The sequence below is a fragment of the Candidatus Enterococcus myersii genome (assembly GCF_017316025.1).
Lineage (GTDB): Bacteria > Bacillota > Bacilli > Lactobacillales > Enterococcaceae > Enterococcus_C > Enterococcus_C montenegrensis.
The window spans coordinates 62,657-83,147 of record NZ_JAFLVT010000005.1; the positions used below are offsets into that span (position 1 = coordinate 62,657).

14 protein-coding genes are annotated in these 20,491 nt (G+C 37.4%); 10 read left to right on the top strand and 4 right to left on the bottom strand.

Annotated features, from left to right (window positions below; all coding sequences use genetic code 11):
- Window position 1: 1 nt before the first annotated feature.
- Window positions 2-2,152, bottom strand: coding sequence for an amino acid ABC transporter substrate-binding protein/permease (locus JZO76_RS03145; RefSeq protein WP_206902727.1), 2,151 nt, complete (start codon window positions 2,150-2,152; stop codon window positions 2-4).
- A 365-nt stretch (window positions 2,153-2,517) separates the two neighbouring features.
- Here JZO76_RS03145 and uvrB point away from each other — a divergent pair, with 365 nt between their 5' ends.
- From uvrB to whiA, 7 genes are all read left to right on the top strand, one after another.
- A complete protein-coding gene (uvrB, locus tag JZO76_RS03150; RefSeq protein ID WP_206902728.1) occupies window positions 2,518-4,512 on the top strand; it encodes an excinuclease ABC subunit UvrB in 1,995 nt (664 codons plus the stop codon).
- A gap of 53 nt (window positions 4,513-4,565) precedes the next feature.
- The gene (gene uvrA, locus JZO76_RS03155; protein WP_206902729.1) at window positions 4,566-7,385 is read left to right on the top strand and encodes an excinuclease ABC subunit UvrA; all 2,820 of its coding nucleotides are present in this window, start codon (window positions 4,566-4,568) and stop codon (window positions 7,383-7,385) included.
- A gap of 184 nt (window positions 7,386-7,569) precedes the next feature.
- A complete protein-coding gene (locus JZO76_RS03160) occupies window positions 7,570-8,781 on the top strand; it encodes a carboxylate--amine ligase (RefSeq protein ID WP_206902876.1) in 1,212 nt (403 codons plus the stop codon).
- Between the two features lie 5 nt (window positions 8,782-8,786).
- Window positions 8,787-9,497 carry an amino acid racemase gene (locus JZO76_RS03165; protein ID WP_206902730.1) on the top strand — a complete coding sequence of 237 codons (711 nt, stop codon included), beginning with the start codon at window positions 8,787-8,789 and terminating at the stop codon, window positions 9,495-9,497.
- A 388-nt stretch (window positions 9,498-9,885) separates the two neighbouring features.
- The gene (gene rapZ / locus JZO76_RS03170) at window positions 9,886-10,770 is read left to right on the top strand and encodes an RNase adapter RapZ (RefSeq protein WP_206902731.1); all 885 of its coding nucleotides are present in this window, start codon (window positions 9,886-9,888) and stop codon (window positions 10,768-10,770) included.
- Entirely contained in the window at window positions 10,767-11,753 is a 987-nt protein-coding gene (locus JZO76_RS03175) for a gluconeogenesis factor YvcK family protein (protein WP_206902732.1), read from the top strand. Before rapZ ends, JZO76_RS03175 begins: the two co-directional genes overlap by 4 nt.
- A gap of 51 nt (window positions 11,754-11,804) precedes the next feature.
- The gene (whiA, locus tag JZO76_RS03180; protein WP_206902733.1) at window positions 11,805-12,740 is read left to right on the top strand and encodes a DNA-binding protein WhiA; all 936 of its coding nucleotides are present in this window, start codon (window positions 11,805-11,807) and stop codon (window positions 12,738-12,740) included.
- Between the two features lie 145 nt (window positions 12,741-12,885).
- Here whiA and JZO76_RS03185 read toward each other — a convergent pair whose 3' ends face one another.
- A complete protein-coding gene (locus JZO76_RS03185; RefSeq protein ID WP_206902734.1) occupies window positions 12,886-13,404 on the bottom strand; it encodes a thioredoxin domain-containing protein in 519 nt (172 codons plus the stop codon).
- 204 nt (window positions 13,405-13,608) lie between these two features.
- Between JZO76_RS03185 and cdaA the strand changes: the two genes are divergently transcribed.
- Genes cdaA through glmM form a run of 3 tightly spaced genes read left to right on the top strand, consistent with a single transcriptional unit; the run spans window position 13,609 to window position 16,967 of the window.
- Entirely contained in the window at window positions 13,609-14,493 is an 885-nt protein-coding gene (gene cdaA, locus JZO76_RS03190) for a diadenylate cyclase CdaA (RefSeq protein ID WP_206902735.1), read from the top strand.
- Window positions 14,490-15,578, top strand: coding sequence for a CdaR family protein (locus JZO76_RS03195; RefSeq protein WP_206902736.1), 1,089 nt, complete (start codon window positions 14,490-14,492; stop codon window positions 15,576-15,578). Before cdaA ends, JZO76_RS03195 begins: the two co-directional genes overlap by 4 nt.
- 33 nt (window positions 15,579-15,611) lie before the next feature.
- Complete coding sequence (gene glmM, locus JZO76_RS03200; protein WP_206902737.1) at window positions 15,612-16,967, top strand: phosphoglucosamine mutase; 1,356 nt, start codon at window positions 15,612-15,614, stop codon at window positions 16,965-16,967.
- 64 nt (window positions 16,968-17,031) lie between these two features.
- Here the strand turns inward: glmM and JZO76_RS03205 are convergent, their stop codons facing one another.
- Entirely contained in the window at window positions 17,032-18,228 is a 1,197-nt protein-coding gene (locus tag JZO76_RS03205; protein WP_206902738.1) for an amidohydrolase family protein, read from the bottom strand.
- Window positions 18,229-18,397: 169 nt separating this feature from the next.
- Window positions 18,398-20,203 (bottom strand): glutamine--fructose-6-phosphate transaminase (isomerizing), encoded by a 1,806-nt coding sequence (glmS, locus tag JZO76_RS03210; RefSeq protein WP_206902739.1) that lies wholly within the window; start codon window positions 20,201-20,203, stop codon window positions 18,398-18,400.
- Window positions 20,204-20,491 lie beyond the last annotated feature (288 nt).

Consider the following 20,491-nt stretch of genomic DNA (forward strand, 5'->3'; position numbering starts at 1 on the left):
CTTATTTCACCTTCTTTTCTAAAACTTTCGCCAGACGAGTTAAGGCAGTAATTACGATTAAATACATAACACCGATAATTAGGTAAACGTAAGTACTTTGCATATTACGGGCTACGATGATTTTACCAGTCTGAAGCAATTCAACAACCCCAATAACAGAAATAATGGTGGTGTCTTTTAGCGAGATAACAAATTGGTTAACAAATGATGGAATCATGATTTTAATAGCTTGGGGCAGTATAATTTTGCGCATGGTATGGGTATAGCCTAACCCTAAACTACGAGAAGCTTCCATTTGTCCCACAGGAACTGCATTAATACCACCACGGACAATTTCAGCGATATAGGCACTAGCATTCAGGGTTAATGTGATAACCCCAGCCGTATAGTCGGGAATGGTAAAGCCAATTGCATCTGATAAACCAAAGAAGATAAAGAAGGCGAGTACCATCATTGGAATCCCACGAATAATATCGACATAAATTGAAGCAAAAATACGTAAACCTTTGATTGGCGCAACGCTAAACAAACCAAAGATAACACCAATTGCAAGTGCTAATACAAAAGAGATTAAAGCCAGTGAGATTGTTTTCCATAATCCTTCTAGTAAAACTTTCCAGTTGTTTTTCAACAAACCGCCAATGGTTGACTCATCAACCGTAGATTTTTTTTGTTCGTTGCCATCAGCAATGTATTTATTTAAGATCTTGTCATATTCACCGGTCTGTTTCATTTCTTTTAAGGCTTCGTTAAACATTTCCAAAAGTTCCGGAGATTGTCCTTTTTTAACAGCAAAGCCATATGAACCGCCGCTTTCACGTTTGATTGGGGTAGCTAGTTCTTGTCCTTGGCTAATAGCATAGCCAATTACGGGATAGTCATCCATAATAGCGTCAATTTGCCCCCCGCGAACGGAATCATAAAGTCCGTCAGCTGTATCATATTGTTTGATCGTGTAGCCATATTTATCTTTATTTTTTTGGAGGAAATCAGCACTTTCAGTTCCTATTTTCGCGCCAACTTTTTTTCCTTTTAAATCAGCATAACTCTTGATTTCGTCATTGCCTTTTTTTATGGCTAATTGAATTCCCGATTCAAAATAAGGCTCAGAAAAATCAAAACTTTGTTTGCGTTCATCGGTGATCGTCATCCCAGCAATCATAGCATCGGCTTGATTACCTTGAACTGCTTGGACAGCACCGGCAAAACCAATATGATTCCATTTTAATTTAAAACCTTGCATCTGGGCTGCTTTATTTAATAAGTCAACGTCAATACCTTCGTACTTATTATCTGTATTTTGAAATTCAAAAGGTGCAAAAGCAGTATCGCTGGCAATGACATATTCTGCTTTTTTGGGTTCGATTTTTTTCATCGGAGTAGCAGCAGTATCTTCACTTTTAGCAACATATTTTGCCACGATTTTATCATAGTCGCCACTAGATTTTAAGTCTTTTAAGCCAGCGTTGAATTTTTTTAGTAATTCTGCATTTTTGCCTTTTTTGACAGCAAAGCCATATGAATTGCCTTTTTCTTTGTCACCGACTAATTGTAAAGGTTGTCCTTTTCTAACCGCGTAACCTAAAACAGGTTCATCATCGAAAATTGCCTGTACTGTATTGTTATTCAATGAACCGTAAAGAGCGTCAGCGGCATCATATAATTTGATACTATAGTCGTATTTTTCTTTATTTTCTTCCAAGAAAGTTGCAGACTCTGTTCCAACTTTGGCACCAACAGTTTTCCCTTTTAAGTCGGTGTAGTTTTTAATTTTGGTATCGCCTTTTGCAACGGCCATTTGAATACCGCTATCGTAATAAGGATCTGAAAAGTCAAAAGATTTTTTACGTTCGTCGGTGATACTCATCCCAGCGATCATACCGTCCAATTGATTTGACTGGACACCTTGAATCGAGCTGTCAAAGCCCAAGGGTTTTAATTCGATTTTAAAGTCCTGGTCTTTTGCAATTGCCTTTAGTAAATCAATATCGATACCGACATACTCATTTTGCTCGTTTTGAAATTCAAAGGGGGCAAAAGTGATATCAGTTCCGATTTTGTATGTTTCTTCTGCAGCGGCAGCGGGTTTATTGACGGCTAAAGTTAAAAAGCCTGCCAAAAAAGATAAACATAAGATCAGCTTTCTTTTCATAGTTAATTCCTCCTATAAATAAATGTTAAAAGGCTTCTGTCTGCCTTTAGAAATGGCAGGCAGATTAAGCCTTCTTAACTGCAGATAAAAAGTGGATATAAAAATTCACATATGAAATATTATATGCAGTAATCTGTTGCTTAACAATGTTTTTTGTGAATTATGAGAAAAAAAGTCTTAAAAAAGTTACAACTCATGTTATAAAAAGTAACATTAAGAAAAGGTTCAGACGCAGCAGAAAACTAGCGAAAATATGTTCGGTATGTTAAAATATTTCGTGGACAAAATGCGTATTTATTTTCTTTTATATAGGAAAAGAATACAATTTTTGTAAAGATAAAATATTTTTAAGGAGGAAGATGTGAATGATTGATCGAGTGACCTCCAATCAATTCCAGTTGGTTTCAAAATACGAACCGGCCGGTGACCAACCAGAAGCTATTAGCCAATTAGTAGCAGGGGTTAACGAGGGAAAAAAAGCGCAAATTTTACTAGGCGCTACCGGTACTGGTAAGACGTATACAATTTCAAATGTTATTAAAGAGGTTAATAAACCGACTTTAATTATTGCCCACAACAAAACATTGGCAGGCCAATTGTATGGTGAGTTCAAAGAATTCTTTCCTGATAATGCGGTTGAATATTTTGTTAGTTACTATGATTATTATCAACCCGAAGCTTATGTTCCATCTTCTGACACCTATATTGAAAAAGATTCCAGTATTAATGATGAAATTGATAAATTACGCCATTCCGCAACCAGCGCTCTTTTGGAACGCAATGATGTTGTGGTGGTTGCCTCAGTTTCTTGTATTTTTGGTTTAGGTTCACCTATGGAATATCAAAAACAAGTTGTTTCGTTGCGGGTGGGAATGGAAATCAGCCGTGATCAACTTTTACGAGACTTAGTAGAAATTCAATTTGAACGTAACGATATTGATTTTCAACGGGGGCGTTTTCGTGTCCGAGGAGATGTAGTGGAAATTTTCCCTGCTTCAAGAGATGAGCGGGCATTACGAATCGAATTTTTTGGGGATGAAATCGATCGCATTCGAGAAGTCGATGCCCTGACTGGTGAAATAATGGCTGAGACAGAACATGTTTCAATTTTTCCAGCTACTCACTTTGTTACAAATGAAGATCATCTAGAGTCGGCAATTGCTTCTATTCAAAATGAATTGGATTTGCGCTTGAAAGTTTTAAGAGAAAATAATCAATTACTTGAAGCACAACGACTAGAGCAGAGAACCAATTACGATATCGAAATGTTACGGGAAATGGGCTATACTTCTGGGATTGAAAACTATTCTCGTCATTTAGACGGCCGTAAAGAAGGAGAGCCACCTTATACGTTAATTGACTTCTTTCCCGATGACTTTTTAATTGTCATAGATGAATCCCACGTCACCATGCCCCAAGTTCGCGGTATGTATAATGGAGACAGAGCCAGAAAACAAATGTTAGTAGATTATGGTTTTCGCTTACCTTCGGCGTTAGACAACCGTCCGCTGCGACTAGAGGAATTTGAAGAGCACGTCAATCAAATTATTTATGTTTCAGCTACACCTGGTCCATACGAAGCAGAGCAAACGAACACTGTGGTGCAACAAATTATTCGGCCAACTGGTCTATTAGATCCGTTGATTGAAGTCCGGCCAATTATGGGACAGATTGATGATTTAGTGGGAGAAATTAATGAACGAGCGGCAAAAGATGAACGGGTATTTGTCACAACGTTAACGAAGAAGATGTCAGAAGATTTAACGGACTATTTTAAAGAATTAGGGATTAAAGTTAAGTACCTTCACAGTGATATTAAGACATTGGAGCGAACTGAGATTATTCGCGATCTACGTTTAGGTAAATTTGATGTATTAGTAGGAATTAATCTTCTAAGAGAGGGCTTGGATGTGCCTGAAGTATCTCTTGTTGCAATTTTGGATGCTGATAAAGAAGGTTTCTTAAGAAGCGAACGTTCATTAGTTCAAACAATTGGTCGTGCTGCCCGTAACTCAGAAGGTAAAGTTATTATGTATGCCGACAAGATTACCGATTCGATGCAAAAAGCGATGGATGAAACCTCCCGCCGTCGTAGTATTCAAGAAAAATATAATGAAGATCACGGAATCGTGCCAAAAACTATCATTAAAGAAATTCGTGATTTGATTGCCATCACCAAAGCTAGTGATGACACAGGTGAAGAAGTTACGTTGGCAAACTATGATGAATTAACTAAAGAAGAAAAAGATATCTTGTTAATTAAGTTGGAAAAAGAAATGAAAGAAGCTGCCAAAGCATTAGATTTTGAAACAGCAGCCACTTTGCGTGATACAATTTTAGAATTAAAAGCTACGGAATAAATTGAGATTAACAGCATCTTTTGGTGCTGTTAATCTCATTAAGGAGTAAAAATATGGCAAATGATAAAATCGTGATTCATGGCGCCAGAGCCCATAATTTAAAAAATATTGATGTTACGATTCCTAGAGATGAGCTAGTTGTAGTGACGGGTCTTTCCGGGTCAGGAAAGAGTTCACTTGCTTTTGATACGTTATACGCTGAAGGACAGCGGCGCTATGTGGAAAGTTTATCGGCTTATGCTAGACAATTTCTAGGGCAAATGGATAAACCAGATGTTGATAGTATTGATGGCTTAAGTCCAGCTATTTCTATTGATCAAAAAACAACGAGTAAAAATCCGCGTTCAACAGTTGGGACAGTCACAGAAATTAATGACTACTTGCGCTTGTTGTATGCTCGTGTTGGGCACCCGATTTGTCCCAATGATCATATTGAAATTACGAGTCAGTCAGTTGAACAAATGGTAGATGAGGTTCTAACTTTACCAGAAAGAACGAAAATTCAAATTTTAGCTCCCATTGTGTATCAAAAAAAGGGCCAACATAAAAAAGTTTTTGAATTGATTCAAAAAGAAGGCTACGTCCGGGTACGCGTAGATGGTGAAATCTACGACATCAGTGAAGTACCAGAACTAGAAAAGAATTTGAAGCATGAGATTGCCATTGTAATTGACCGCATTGTGGTTAAAGATGGGATTCGTTCTCGCCTATTTGATTCCTTTGAAGCTGCTTTGCATTTGGCAAAAGGTTATGCTGTAGTAGATGTAATCGGTCAAGAAGAAAAATTATTCAGTGAACACTACTCTTGTCCTTATTGCGGATTTACTGTAGGAGAATTGGAACCACGTCTATTTTCTTTTAATGCACCTTTTGGAGCTTGTCCTGAGTGTGATGGCCTTGGGGTTAAATTGGAAGTGGATTTGGATTTAGTGATTCCTGATCAAAGTAAAACACTAAGAGAAGGAGCGATTGTTCCTTGGAATCCAATTAGTTCACAATATTATCCAGAAATGTTAGCACAAGCCTGTGATAGTTTTGGAATTGATTTAGATACACCTTTTGAAAAATTACCCGAAGAACAACAACAAATCGTTTTACGCGGTTCAAATGGTGAGACTTTCCATTTTCATTATGAAAATGACTTTGGCGGTATCAGAGATGTAGAGGTGCCTTTTGAAGGCGTTTTGACAAATATTAAACGGCGATATCATGAAACCAATAGTGATTTTACCCGTGATCAGATGCGACTTTATATGACAGAACTTACGTGTGAAGCTTGTCATGGTTATCGTTTAAATCCACAGGCATTATCGGTCCAAGTTAATGGTACCCATATCGGTGAAGTCAGTGAAAAGGCTATTCATGGGGCGTTAAACTTTTTTGAAACTGTGAGACTGACAGAACAAGAACAAATGATTGCTAAACCAATTTTAAAAGAGATTGGCGATCGCTTGAATTTTTTACAAAATGTTGGTTTGGATTACTTAACGTTAAGTCGCGCTGCTGGGACATTGTCTGGTGGTGAAGCACAACGAATTCGTTTGGCCACTCAAATTGGTTCGAACTTATCTGGGGTATTGTATATTTTAGATGAACCTTCTATTGGTTTGCACCAACGAGACAATGATCGCCTGTTAGATTCGCTGCGGAAGATGCGTGATTTAGGAAATACTTTAATCGTGGTGGAACACGATGAGGATACCATGCGGGCTGCTGATTATTTGATTGATGTCGGTCCTGGTGCTGGCGCACAAGGTGGGGAAATTGTCGCTGCTGGTACGCCAGCAGAAGTTGCCGCAAATCCTAATTCGATTACTGGTCAGTATTTATCAGGTAAAAAGGTCATTTCCGTACCTGAACAACGGCGAAAAGGTAATGGCAACAAATTAAAGATTACCGGTGCCGCAGAAAACAACTTAAAAAATGTAAACGTCGAATTTCCTTTAGGTAAATTCATTGCAGTTACTGGCGTTTCTGGTTCTGGAAAGTCAACCTTAGTGAATGAAATTTTGAAAAAAGCCTTGGCACAAAAAATTAACCGTAACTCCAACAAGCCAGGGAAATTCAAAAAAATGACCGGCTATGAGTCAATTGAAAAAATAATTGATATCGATCAAAGTCCAATTGGACGTACACCACGCAGTAACCCAGCAACTTATACTAGTGTCTTTGACGATGTTCGTGATTTATTTGCCAAAACCAATGAGGCAAAGATTCGGGGTTATAAAAAAGGACGATTTAGCTTTAACGTAAAAGGTGGTCGTTGTGAAGCCTGCCGCGGTGATGGGATTATTAAAATTGAAATGCATTTTTTGCCAGACGTATATGTTCCGTGTGAAGTATGTCATGGGAAACGGTATAATTCTGAAACCTTAGAAGTTCATTACAAAGGCAAAAATATTGCTGAAATTTTAGATATGACAGTAGAAGATGCGGTGGAATTCTTCAAACATATTCCCAAAATTCATCGCAAATTACAAACAATTGTGGATGTCGGTTTGGGCTACGTTACCCTTGGTCAACCTGCAACAACTTTATCAGGTGGAGAAGCGCAGCGGATGAAGTTAGCCAGTGAGTTGCATAAAAACTCCAATGGAAAAAGTTTTTACATTTTGGATGAACCAACTACTGGGCTTCATACAGATGATATTGCGCGTTTACTAAAAGTTTTGGAACGGTTAGCTGACGCAGGAAATACAGTTTTGGTGATTGAACATAACTTAGATGTCATTAAGTCAGCCGATCACGTGATTGACCTTGGTCCAGAAGGCGGCGATGGTGGTGGTATGATTATTGCCAAAGGGACCCCTGAACAAATTGCTAAAGTAAAAGAAAGCTACACAGGTCACTACTTGAAAAAAGTTTTAGTTTAAATCAATAATATTTCTTTTAGAAAGGGTGCAGTCAGAAGATAGCTTTTGATTGCTCTTTTTCTTTATGGTATGATACGAATGTTGTATTAAAGGAAGATATTGAAATTATTTAAAGTAAAACATGAAGTGAGTGTGGTAAAAAGTGGAACAACAACCTTTTGTCCCCATATTATTAGGTAGTGATATGAATGTTTATGGCATGGCCCGAGCTTTTTATGAAGAATATGGCATGAAGTCAACGGCGTATGCTTCTTTTCAATTAGCGCCAACAAAGTACAGTAAAATTGTGGATGTAAATGTGATTGCAGGCTTTGATCAAGATCCTGTTTTTAGTGAGAAATTACTGGAATTGGCTAAGTCTAAGTACAATGATCCAAGTATAAAGTATTTATTAGTAGCCTGCGGGGACGGCTATGCAGAATTACTGTCCCAACACAAAGAAGATTTGAAAGATTATTATGTTTTTGCTGCCAACGATTATTCCTTATTTGAAAAATTAATTAATAAAGTTAGTTTTTATGATATTTGTGAAAAATACCAGCTGCCTTATCCCAAGACATTAATCATTACAAAAGATATGGTCGCAGCGGGAAAATTAAATCAAGAATTACCTTTTGATTTTCCTGTAGCGTTAAAACCAGCGAATAGTGTGGAATGGTTGTCTGTAGACTTTGAAGGTCGTAAAAAAGCTTTTATCATTGATAATTTGACGGAGTTCAATACGATTTTAGATCGTTTATATAAAGCTGGTTACCAAAGTGAAATGATTGCTCAAGACTTTATTCCCGGGGATGACAGCAATATGCGGGTATTAAACGCATATGTCGATCAAAAGGGTAACACGCGTTTTATGTTTTTGGGTCATCCTTTATTAGAAGATCCAGCACCGGCGGCAGTTGGCAATTACGTTGTGATCGTACCTGATGAAAATGACGAAATTTACCAAACTATTAAAAGTTTTTTAGAAAAAATTAATTACGTTGGCTTTGCCAATTTTGATATGAAATACGATCGCCGTGACGGGCAATATAAATTGTTTGAAATTAACTTGCGTCAAGGGCGTAGCAGCTTCTTTGTAACCTTAAGCGGATTTAATTTAGCAAAATATGTGACTGAAGACTTAGTATTTAATAGCGTCTTTAGAAAAACTGAATATGGACGTAAAGATAATCCCAAGGCTAAAGTTTGGCTTGGCGTACCAAAAAAAGTTTTTCGCAAATATGCTAAAGACAATGCAGATAAACAATACGCGGAAAAACTAATCAAAGCAGGCCGTTATGGCACAACGTTATTTTATGATAAAGATTCATCTATTCGTCGCTATGTATTGATGAAATACGCTTTCCACAACTACGTGACAGGCTTTAAGAAATACTTCAGTGAGAAAGAAGGCTAAACTAAGTGGAAAACTTTTTTAGTATTTTAGGTGGGATGGGCACGCAAGCAACCGAAAGTTTTGTTCGTTTGTTGAACCATCGTACCGTTACCCATAAAGATCAGGATTATTTAAATTATGTTTTGTTTAATCATGCTACTGTTCCTGACCGTACGGCGTACATTTTAGATTCAACAGCAGAAAATCCATTACCTTTTTTGTTGGATGATATTGCCAAGCAAAATTTATTAAAACCGAATTTTATTGTTTTAACTTGTAATACAGCCCATTACTTTTTTGAAACATTACAAGCTGCAACAGAGATTCCAATTTTGCATATGCCAAGAGAGGCAGCTATTGAGATGAGTCGCCGACAAAAAGGGGGCAAAGTTGCTTTTTTAGGTACCGAGGGCAGTGTAAAAGCCGGAGTCTACCAACGGGAACTGGAGAAAGTTGGCTTTGAAGTGATGTTGCCTGAAAGTAAGTTACAACAAAAAGTAAATGATTTAATTTATCGTGATATTAAAGAAAATGATTTTTTAAATAAGGAACTCTATTACGAAATTTTGGCCGAAGCAATTGAAGAGTGTGGCTGCGCCAGCGCCGTTTTAGGCTGTACAGAATTATCCTTAATGGAAGAATTCGCTACAGACAATCCTTACAATGTGGTTGATGCGCAGTCGATTTTAGTTGATCGAACAATTGAACGCGCGTTAGCAGATCGTAAAAAGAGCTGAGGGAATCATTTATCCCAGTGATATACGAGTAAAATTTGTGTCCATGCCTTTTTCATGTTCGCAAATTTTAGCTTGTCAGCGGATTGATTCATGAAACTAGCTAGTTTGAAAGCTAGATAGTGTCAAATCAATTTTTTTCTTGCAAAAAATTTATATTTGCTTTATAAAAAAACGGATCATTTATAAATAAATGGTCTGTTTTTTTAGTTAGGTTTAAAAGATATTTACAAGTGTTGCTATAACTGCGTCGCTATTTTGATTATTTTATAAAGCTTTTTTATTTCCTGGGGTAATTTTATTGCTAATGATACGCCCGGAATGTTATAATGTTTGTGAGGAATCGTCGTTTCTTTGAAACGGCGATTTAACTATGAGAGGAGCTTTTAATATGCAAGACAATTTAAAATTAGTCATTATTACTGGTATGAGTGGTGCCGGTAAAACAGTGGCAATTCAAAGTTTTGAGGATATGGGCTATTTTTGTATCGACAATATGCCGCCGTCTTTAATTCCTAAATTTTGGGAACTGATTAAAGAATCTGGTAAAGTAACGAGAATTGCCTTGGTTGTTGATTTACGCTCCCGTTCTTTTTTTGAAGAAATTCAAGAAATGTTAGTGGATATCGAAAATACGAATTTTATTGATACGCAAGTTCTTTTCTTAGATGCTTCGGATGAAGAATTGGTTTCCCGGTACAAAGAAACCAGACGAGTGCATCCATTAGCTATGGATGGTTTAATTACAGAAGGTATCAGAAAAGAGCGGGCTATTTTAGAAGATTTAAAAACCAAAGCAACATTTGTGGTAGATACGACTAATTTAACCCCTCGCCAATTAAGAGAAAAAATTAATCAAGAATTTAAAACGTCTAGTGAAGGCGGATTTCGGATTGAAATGATTTCTTTTGGTTTTAAATACGGTCTGCCAATTGATGCGGATATTGTGATGGATGTTCGCTTTTTACCCAATCCACATTATATTCCGGAGCTACGTCCATTAACTGGTAAAGATCAAGCGGTGTATGATTACGTGATGTCTTTTCCAGAAACTGAGCAATTTTATCAACAATTTTATCAATTGTTGGAAACCATTATGCCTGGTTATGTCAAAGAAGGGAAAAGTAGCTTGACGATCGCAATCGGATGTACCGGTGGTCAACATCGTTCGGTTGCATTAACTGAGCGAGTGGGTCAAGCATTAAGTAAAAATTATAAAGTTAATATCACGCACCGCGATAAGGATAAACGTAAAGAGACGGTGAATCGCTCATGAAAATGAAGACGTATCGAATCCGCAAACCAAAAGTGGTAGTAGTCGGTGGCGGAACGGGACTACCAGTCATTTTACGGGGATTGCGAAATCAAGGAATTGATATTACAGCTGTTGTCACTGTTGCTGATGACGGAGGAAGCAGTGGTGAAATTCGCGACTCCATTGCCATGTCGCCACCAGGAGATTTACGCAATGTATTAGTCGCGTTATCTGACATGCCCAAACTTTACGCAGATATTTTTCAATATCGTTTTAAAAAAAGTGATAAGTTTTTGGCAAATCACGCCCTTGGAAATTTGATTATTGCAGCGATGTCTGAAATGCGTGGCAGTACGTATGAAGCAATTCAATTGTTAACAAAAATGATGCACGTTGACGGCAATATCTATCCTTCTAGTGAGAAACCATTAGTTTTGCATGCGGTTTTTAAAGATGGTACCCAAGCGATTGGGGAGTCTAAAATTGCCATCGATCGTAAAACGATTGATCATGTTTTTGTCCGTAATCAAGACGGAGATAGTGAGCCTAGAGCGGCTCGAAAAGTAGTATCTTCGATTATGGAAGCAGATATGATTGTTTTAGGACCCGGTAGTTTATTTACAAGTATTTTGCCGAATTTGATGATCTCAGAAATTGGACAAGCGCTTCTAGAAACAAAAGCAGAAACAGTTTATATTTGCAATATCATGACCCAAAAAGGAGAGACCGAGCATTTCACAGACGCCAATCACGTTCAAGTTCTTCATCAGCATCTAAAGAAACCTTTCGTGGATACTGTTTTAGTAAATACAGAAAAGGTTCCTGAAGGATATATGGATCCAGAAGTATACGATGAATATTTGGTGCAAGTAAAACACGATTTTAAAGCGTTGCGAAAAGAAGGTTGTCGCGTTGTCTCGGCTGATTTTTTACAGTTGCGAGATGGTGGGGTTTTCCATGATGGTGAAAAAGTTGTAGAAGAATTGTTACGTATTTTGTATTAATAGCAATTCATTGATCCAATTGAATTTTTGTAGTAGAAAGGGGTGATTGTGATGTCATTTGCTGCGGATGTAAAAAAAGAATTAACGACTTTAGAAGTGCATAAAGAACATGCAAAAGCTGAATTAGCAGCTTTAATTCGGATGAATGGGTCGGTGAGTTTAAGCAACCATCAATTTGTCTTAAACGTCCAAACAGAAAATGCTGCGATTGCTCGACGGATTTATTCGTTATTAAAAGATCATTTTGGGGTGCGTAGTGAACTATTAGTACGACGCAAGATGAAATTGAAAAAAAATAATGTCTATATCGTTCGTTTGAAGGAAAAAACGCAAGAAGTTTTAAATGAACTTGCGATTATGGATGGTCTGATGTTTCAAACCCATATTTCTGATGAGATTATGGGAAATGCCCAAAAGATGCGTTCATATTTGCGGGGAGCTTTTATGGCGTCTGGGTCGGTGAATAATCCGGAAACGAGTCGGTATCATTTGGAAATTTATTCGCTTTATGAAGAGCACAATCAAGATATTTGTGAAATGCTCAATTATTATGATTTAAATGCGCGAACTTTGGATCGACGAAATGGCTATATTTCATATTTAAAGGGAGCCGAAAAGATTGCCGATTTTTTGACGCTGATTGGTGCTACAAATTCCATGTTGAAATTTGAGGATGTCAGAATTGTCCGAGATATGCGCAACTCGGTTAACCGTTTGGTGAATTGTGAGACCGCTAATTTAAATAAAACAATTGATGCAGCGTCAAAACAAATCGAAAATATTGAATTTATCGAACAACGGGTGGGTTTGCAGGCTTTGCCTGAAAAATTACAAGAGATTGCCGAGTTACGCTTGGAACATCCTGAGGTAAGTTTAAAAGAGCTGGGCGAGATGATTCCTTCTGGTGCTATTTCAAAGTCGGGAATTAACCACCGCATTCGCAAAATTAATGAATTTGCTGATCGATTACGAGAGCAGGCAAGTTAAATTTTTTTACAAAAGGAGTAAAAAAGACCATAAGAAATAGTTGGCAAATGTTTTACCTGTACTGCTAATTTTAATGAAAAAAAACCGAGGTTAGCTTGTGCTGCTAATAAAAGCGACACAGACTACCCTCGGTTTTTTTACGTTTTTATTGATGAAGATACTCTAATAATGTAGCCTCACTAATTCCTTCATCAAAAATATGATTGTCGATAATCATTGTTGGGACAAATTGAATGTTGGCTCTTTTTGCCTCATCCATAATCGCTTTTTGAGTCAGCTCATCGGCATAGTTGGCTAATTTCAAGTCACTTTCAGCAAATTTAACAACAGAATCTAAAGATAGATCTCCCCATAAATCTTGGGATAAAAAGATTTTTTTAATATCTGCTAAAGCTTTTGTCGCATCACCTTTTGTGACGTACTGGTGCATGACATTACCCCGCTGTAAGCTTTCTTTGTCTTTATCGTAGAGTTTTATAACCCGTTTTAGATTACCACTTGCCACTTCTTGATTTAATAAATCTTCATGTTCTAAAAACCATTGACGACAATAAGGACAGCGTAAGTTAATAAATTCTATAAGTGTTTTTTTCGCATTTTTATTACCAATTATAATTCCCACATCGCCATTTGTTTCGTTTGCATTAATAATTGTGATATCCAATTTTTTTCATCCTCTCATTGTTTCTCTTTTTTAGTTTAGCGAAAGTTTAAAGAAATGGGAAATGTTGTGTTTAAGTAGACCGATTTCAAAGGAAAATGAAAAAGAGTTGTGAAAAAATTGTAACTTCCATGGTTTTGCAGGTGAGGGGATAGAAAAGCTGTGCTATACTATTGAAGTAAGTCCAATTGTAAAGGGAGTCTGCCTATGTCATTTAGCATTCAAGAATTATTTAATATCGATTATTGGAAACAAATGTTTAATGTCGATATTTTTTCTTGGAACTTTTTCGTTAATATTTTGGATATTCTGGTTGTCTGGTATATCGTCTATAAGTTAATCCAACTTGTTCGCGGCACCAAAGCAATTCAGCTATTTAAAGGGGTAGCAATTTTTATTGCGATCCGGTTTGGAGCTGAACTCATTGGTTTGCATACTTTGTCTTGGTTGATGGATCAAGTTATTACCTATGGGGTGATAGCGGCTATTGTCATTTTCCAGCCTGAAATAAGACGTGGTTTAGAACATCTTGGACGTAGTACCCTCTTTAAGACGACCAAACAAGAGCAAAAAGAAGATGAACAGCTGATTACATCACTAGACAAAGCGATTCAATATATGTCCAAACGTAAAATTGGTGCGTTAATCACCATTGAAAGAAATACGGGTTTAGAAGAGTATATTGAAACAGGGATTGCATTAGAGGCGGATATAACAGGTGAGCTTTTGATTAATATTTTCATACCCAATACGCCACTACATGATGGTGCAGTCATTATTCGCAATGACAAAATTGCTGTTTCTTGTGCGTATTTGCCACTATCAGAAAGTATGTTAATTCCAAAAGAATTTGGCACACGCCACAGAGCAGCAGTTGGGATTAGTGAAGTTAGTGATGCGGTTACCGTAGTTGTTTCAGAGGAAACTGGTGGGGTAAGTATTACTTTGAATAATCAACTGTTGTCAGAATTATCCCAAGAAGAATATTTGAAAATTTTACACAGAGAATTAATTCCAGAAGAAAAAACAGAGACAAAGAAAAACCAGCTGCAATCCTTTATCGAAAGTATCGCTAAAGGAGGTAAGAAATGAATTCAAGTCGCAAAAGCAATATCTTGTATGGCTTCTTAGCGTTGGTTTTCAGCTTGATTTTATTTTTTAATGCCAACGGACGTAATGTTCAAACGACATTGAACACAAATCCGGAAAATTTTGAAGAAACAGTCAATAAAGTGCAAATTCATCCGGTTTATGACTCGGATAAATATTATATTCTAGGCTTTGATCCGTATGTTTCGGTGAAATTAAGTAGTGCCAATCGTATCCAATTAAATGCTGAAGCAAATCCGGATACCAGAGGATTTCGTGTCGTTTGTGATTTAACCGGATTAGGAGAAGGTACCCATGAAGTGAAATTACGGATTCAAAACGGCAGTAGCGCTGTGGGCTATACGATTAATCCAACTAAAGTTACCGTGACGATTGAAAAGAAAGTAACGCAATCTTTTAAAATCCATCCGGTTGTTTCTTTTTCTAATTTAGGGGAAGGGTTCTCGGTTGATAGTGTAACGGTAAAACCAGAAGAAGCTCAGATTACCACTGGTGAAAAGACGTTAGCCCAAATTGATCGCGTAGTTGCAACAATCGATCCTTCTAAAACAGCTAGTGCTGACTTTGAAGAAAAAGCAACGATTGAAGCATTGGATAAAGAGGGGAATCGTTTGAGTGTTGTTTCAGATCCCCAAGAAGCACAAGTTATTGTAAAAGTAAAAGCGCCAGAAAAAATTGTCAGTCTTTATGCTTCGCAAGTAGGGACATTGCCTAATGGGATTTCCCATTATGATTTTAAATTAGATACCCTTTCAACGGTGCTAAGAGGACCACAATCAAAACTTGATGGAATTGAAAGTCTCGCACTACCGGTGGATATTACGAATATTACAGAGAAAACAACCAGAGAAGTGGTTGTTCCAACCGAAGATGGCATCGTCGCATCACCAAAGACAGTCAAAGTAGAAATCACGCCGGTACACAATACAACAAGCACGGAAACGACGAATTCCTCTAGTAGACAGTCACAAACTTCTTCTAGCGTAACTGAAACAACTCCAGCGACAACTACGGTGGAAACCAGCGAGACAAGTCAATCAGCTGTTGATGCAACGGCAAATGAATAAAATTAACTAAAACAATTTTGTGAGGTAAGAATAATGGGTAAATATTTTGGTACGGATGGTGTTCGTGGCGTAGCTAACGTTGAATTAACACCAGAATTAGCATTTAAATTAGGGCGTTGTGGTGGCTATGTATTAAGTCAACATGAGAACAGTGAACATCGGCCTAAAGTTTTAGTTGGCCGCGATACCCGTATGTCTGGTCAATTATTGGAAAATGCATTGGTTGCCGGGTTATTATCTGTCGGCATTGAAGTGTTTACACTGGGCGTCATCTCAACGCCAGGTGTGGCTTATTTAACCCGTGTGCAAAAAGCAAGTGCAGGAGTCATGATTTCAGCGTCTCATAATCCTGCTGAAGACAATGGTATTAAATTTTTCGGAAGTGACGGTTTCAAGTTAGTGGACGATCAGGAAGCAGAAATCGAAGCGCTACTGGATGCACCACAAGATACTCTGCCACGTCCTTCGGCTGAAGGTTTGGGGACAGTTGAAGAATTTCCAGAAGGTCTTTTGAAATATTCACAGTTTTTAGAACAAACTATTTCAGGAGATTTATCAGGCTTAACAGTTTGTATTGATGCTGCAAATGGTGCAACTGCAACAAGTGTCAACCGCCTATTTGCTGATTTAGAAACAGACTTTTATACGATGGGAACTTCCCCTAACGGATTAAACATCAATGATGGTGTTGGTTCTACTCATCCGGAAAAATTGGCGGCTTTTGTCGTTGAAAAAGGTGCTGATGCAGGCCTTGCCTTTGATGGTGATGGTGACCGTGTGATTGCGGTGGATGAGTTAGGAAATATTGTCGATGGTGATAAAATTATGTACATTTGTGCAAAATATTTAGCATCAAAAAAACGTTTAAAACAAGATACAATTGTAACGACTGTAATGAGTAATTTAGGTTTCCATAAAGCAGTAGAAGCTATTGGCTTAAAAGATGTGATTACCCAAGTTGGCGACCGTTATGTTGTCGAAGAAATGCGAAAAAATGATTACAATTTTGGTGGCGAACAATCAGGTCACATGGTTTTCCTCGATTTTAATACTACAGGTGATGGAATGCTTTCTGGTATCCAATTGTTAAGTATCATCAAAGAAACCGGTAAAAAATTATCTGAACTAGCGGCAGAGGTAACAATTTATCCGCAAAAATTAGTGAACATTCGCGTCACAAACAAAAATGGTGCGATGGAAGTTCCAGCGATTAAAGCTGTAATTGAAGAAGCGGAAAAAGAAATGAATGGTGAAGGACGTATTTTGGTTCGACCTTCAGGGACAGAACCATTATTACGCGTAATGGCAGAAGCGCCATCGGATGAATTAGTAAATTACTATGTTGATAAGATCGCGGCAGTCGTACAAGCCGAAATTGGTGCTAAATAAAAAAAATGACAGATAACAATCTGTCATTTTTTTTATTCGGCACCAATCACAAGTATAGCTAAAATTATTTTACTTTATTGCCTTTAAAGTAACTGGCACTAACAGGGAGTTTTCGAGCTACAAATTCGGCTGTAGAGGTGGCATTTACCAAAGTAAAATTAGCGGGCATCCCGCTTTTTAACCAACCGTTAGGAGCGATTAATTTTTGATCGGTGACCAATTCTAAACTTTCCGTTAACTCTTTTTGTGAGGTTAAGTCAAACATTTCTGCATAGCGATTAAGTTTATTCATCACATCACCATTACCAAAAGGTGACCAGCAATCGTAAATATTATCACAACCAATCTGGGTTTTCACACCGGCTTGTTTTAATTTTGTTAAAGGCGGAATAACAAAGTCTAAGGGGATACTGGAAATAATTGTTATTTGATTGGCGGCAAGACGTGAAAATAATTCAGCTTGCTCACTTTTATTTAAATCTCGTAACCCATAAGCGTGACTAATCGTAACTCTTTTTTGCCAATTGGTTTCTTCTGTTAGCGCTAAAATTTTAGCGAAAGCTTTTCTGGCGTCATCACCTCGTTCATGAAGATGATAATCAATGGGCACATCAAATTGTGTTGCTAAATCAAACGTTTGGTTTAAAGATTTTTCTAAGTTGTTATCAATACTAATTGGGTCGACTCCGCCAACGATATTAGCACCATTTTGTAACGCCAGTTTCATTTCATTGTAGGCGTGGGATAAAAGGAGACCGTGTTGGGGGAAAGCCACTAATTCATAATCCAATTGGTCCTGGTAGTTTGCTAAAACAGCTTGTGCGGCCTCTAAATAACTTTGCCCCACAGCAGGATGAGCATCAATATGGGAGCGAAAATGCGTAACGCCATAAGAAAGTTCTAAATGAATTAAATTTTCCATGCGCTGGCTAAAAGAGACCGGTGCATTTTTTAAATAGGCAATTTCTTTTGTGAAACGTTCCACGCGGTTTTTTACAGGTTCAATCGGTGTCCAGGGAATACCTAATTTACTTTTATCAAAATGAACGTGCATTTCCCGCAATTGAGGTAAAATTAAAGCATTTTGTCCATCAATTATGGTGTAATCGGTTTTGGTATCTACTTGGTCACTGGTAAAGACCGCTGTAATTATTCCATTTTCAAAGGCCACAGCAATATTTTTCGTCGCAGTTCCGTAAGTGAAATCATTTTCTGTCAGATAACTAGTTTCCACGCGGACATTTTTTAATAAAGTTTTCATAAAGCACCTCCGTCTTCATTTAAAATAGCTTGAAATGGATAAAAAAGCCAACGTTTGCTTTTTGTAGACCTATAAACACAAAGAAATGCCATAATAAGGTTTTACCAAAAAGCTATTAAAAAACCTGCCTACGACAACGGATGGTCATAAGCAGGTTAAAGTAGCGGTCTTATTCGACGGTGACAGATTTTGCTAAGTTTCGTGGTTTATCAACATCATAGCCTCTTTGTAATGTTGCAAAGTAGGCAATTAATTGCGTTGGGACAACTGCTAGTAGGCTAGTCAATAGCGGATGAACCGTGGGTAATAAAATTTGATCATCTGGCTTTGCTAATTCTTCTGTTGCGATGACAAGGGTATTGGCCCCGCGACTTCTTACTTCTTGTAAATTTCCCCGCGTGTGTAAGCCAGTTGCAGCGTCAGTAATGATACCAATTACAGGAGTTCTATCTTCAATTAGGGCGATTGTTCCGTGTTTTAATTCGCCAGCTGCGAAACCTTCTGCTTGAATATAAGAAATTTCTTTTAGTTTTAAAGCAGCTTCCATTGAAACATAGTAGTCATTGCCCCGGCCGATGTAAAAGGCGTTGCGGGTGTGTGTTAAGTATTCTGCGGTTAATTCTTCTAGCAATTCTTTTTCATTAATCATTGTTTCCATTGCTGTGGCGATTAAACCCAACTCGTGGAATAAATCAAATTCATTCGCTGCAAGAATAGCTTTTTTTGTTCCCAAAGCTTTAGCTAAAACAGCCATAACCGCGATTTGAGCGGTATAAGCTTTAGTCGAGGCAACGGCAATTTCAGGACCCGCATGAAGCAGCAAAGTATAAGTTGCTTCCCTTGATAAAGTAGAGCCGGCTACATTTGTAATAGTTAAAGAAGGGTAGCCTAATTCATTTGTTTTTACTAAAACTTGACGACTATCAGCTGTTTCACCACTTTGACTCAAGTAGATGAAAAATGGTTTTTCCGATAGTAGTGGCATATTGTAGCCAAATTCACTGGATAGATGAATTTCTACAGGTAACTGCGTTAAGGTTTCAAAAAATTTCTTAGCTGCCCAACCAGCATGACTGCTAGTGCCGCATGCAACGATATAAACGCGATCGCTATTTTCTAAAGTAGCTAACAAGTTGGGATCAATCGCAATTGAGCCATCTTCATTTTGATATTTTTGTACAATTTTACGCATGACAACTGGTTGTTCATCAATTTCTTTTAACATGTAATAAGGATAAGTTCCTTTTTCAATGTCACTTGCATCCAGTTCTGCAACATAAAAATCACGGTTGATAATTTGACCAGCTGCATCTTCAATGATTGCATCTGTTGCGGTTAGTGTGACCATTTCACCGTCCATTAATTCCACAAAGTGGCTCGTTTGATCTAACATTGCTAAGGCATCACTACATAAAACATTAAAGCCATCTCCTAAGCCGATTAAAAGAGGGCTTTTATTTTTTGCGACATAAATAGTTGTATCATCTTGTGTATCAACTAAGGCAAAAGCGTAAGATCCTTCGATTAAGCGTAATGCTTTTTTGAAGGCATCTTTTGTTTGTAAGCCTTCATTTTTAAAATGGGCAATTAAGTGAACGGCAATTTCAGTGTCTGTTTGACCGTAAAATGTATCTTCACTCAAATACGTTTGGCGTAATTCGTCATAATTTTCAATAACGCCATTGTGTACTAAAACCAGCTCACCTTTTTCACTTGTATGAGGATGCGCATTTTCCTCAGTTGGTTTACCATGAGTGGCCCAACGTGTGTGTCCAATGCCCATTGTGCCAGTAATAGCTGGGGTTAATTTTGCTTCTAAATTTTTAATGGGACCAGTAGATTTAAGCAGATTATTGTTCTTGCCAGCGACATAGATTCCTGCTGAATCATAGCCGCGATATTCCAAGCGTTTTAAACCAGTTAAGATAATTTTTGTTGCGTCGTTTCTTCCAACGACTCCGACGATTCCACACATGTAAAAAAACCTCTTTCTTATTTCAATCTTGTTTTCTTTTTGTCTTCTTATTGGAGTGCTTTTATTAAGTAAAAGATAGGATAAAAATAAATTGGTATAGATTTATTTTTATTGGTCTAATTATTACGACATTCAAAATGATATTATTTATCTTGGGTTTTGTCAATTATAAATTTTATTTTCTTTAATTGGTATAGTCTTATTTCAAGCATTCCAATTTTAATTTTTTTTAAATACGTTGCATTTTTATTTTTTTCTAATTTACAATTATTTACTTAATCGCTGTTT

Coding starts and splice junctions, on each gene's coding strand:
- JZO76_RS03145 (WP_206902727.1), bottom strand. CDS start 2,152: ATGAAAAGAAAGCTGATCTTATGTTTATCTTTTTTGGCAGGCTTTTTA.
- uvrB (WP_206902728.1), top strand. CDS start 2,518: ATGATTGATCGAGTGACCTCCAATCAATTCCAGTTGGTTTCAAAATAC.
- uvrA (WP_206902729.1), top strand. CDS start 4,566: ATGGCAAATGATAAAATCGTGATTCATGGCGCCAGAGCCCATAATTTA.
- JZO76_RS03160 (WP_206902876.1), top strand. CDS start 7,570: ATGAATGTTTATGGCATGGCCCGAGCTTTTTATGAAGAATATGGCATG.
- rapZ (WP_206902731.1), top strand. CDS start 9,886: ATGCAAGACAATTTAAAATTAGTCATTATTACTGGTATGAGTGGTGCC.
- JZO76_RS03175 (WP_206902732.1), top strand. CDS start 10,767: ATGAAAATGAAGACGTATCGAATCCGCAAACCAAAAGTGGTAGTAGTC.
- whiA (WP_206902733.1), top strand. CDS start 11,805: ATGTCATTTGCTGCGGATGTAAAAAAAGAATTAACGACTTTAGAAGTG.
- cdaA (WP_206902735.1), top strand. CDS start 13,609: ATGTCATTTAGCATTCAAGAATTATTTAATATCGATTATTGGAAACAA.
- JZO76_RS03195 (WP_206902736.1), top strand. CDS start 14,490: ATGAATTCAAGTCGCAAAAGCAATATCTTGTATGGCTTCTTAGCGTTG.
- glmM (WP_206902737.1), top strand. CDS start 15,612: ATGGGTAAATATTTTGGTACGGATGGTGTTCGTGGCGTAGCTAACGTT.
- JZO76_RS03205 (WP_206902738.1), bottom strand. CDS start 18,228: ATGAAAACTTTATTAAAAAATGTCCGCGTGGAAACTAGTTATCTGACA.
- glmS (WP_206902739.1), bottom strand. CDS start 20,203: ATGTGTGGAATCGTCGGAGTCGTTGGAAGAAACGACGCAACAAAAATT.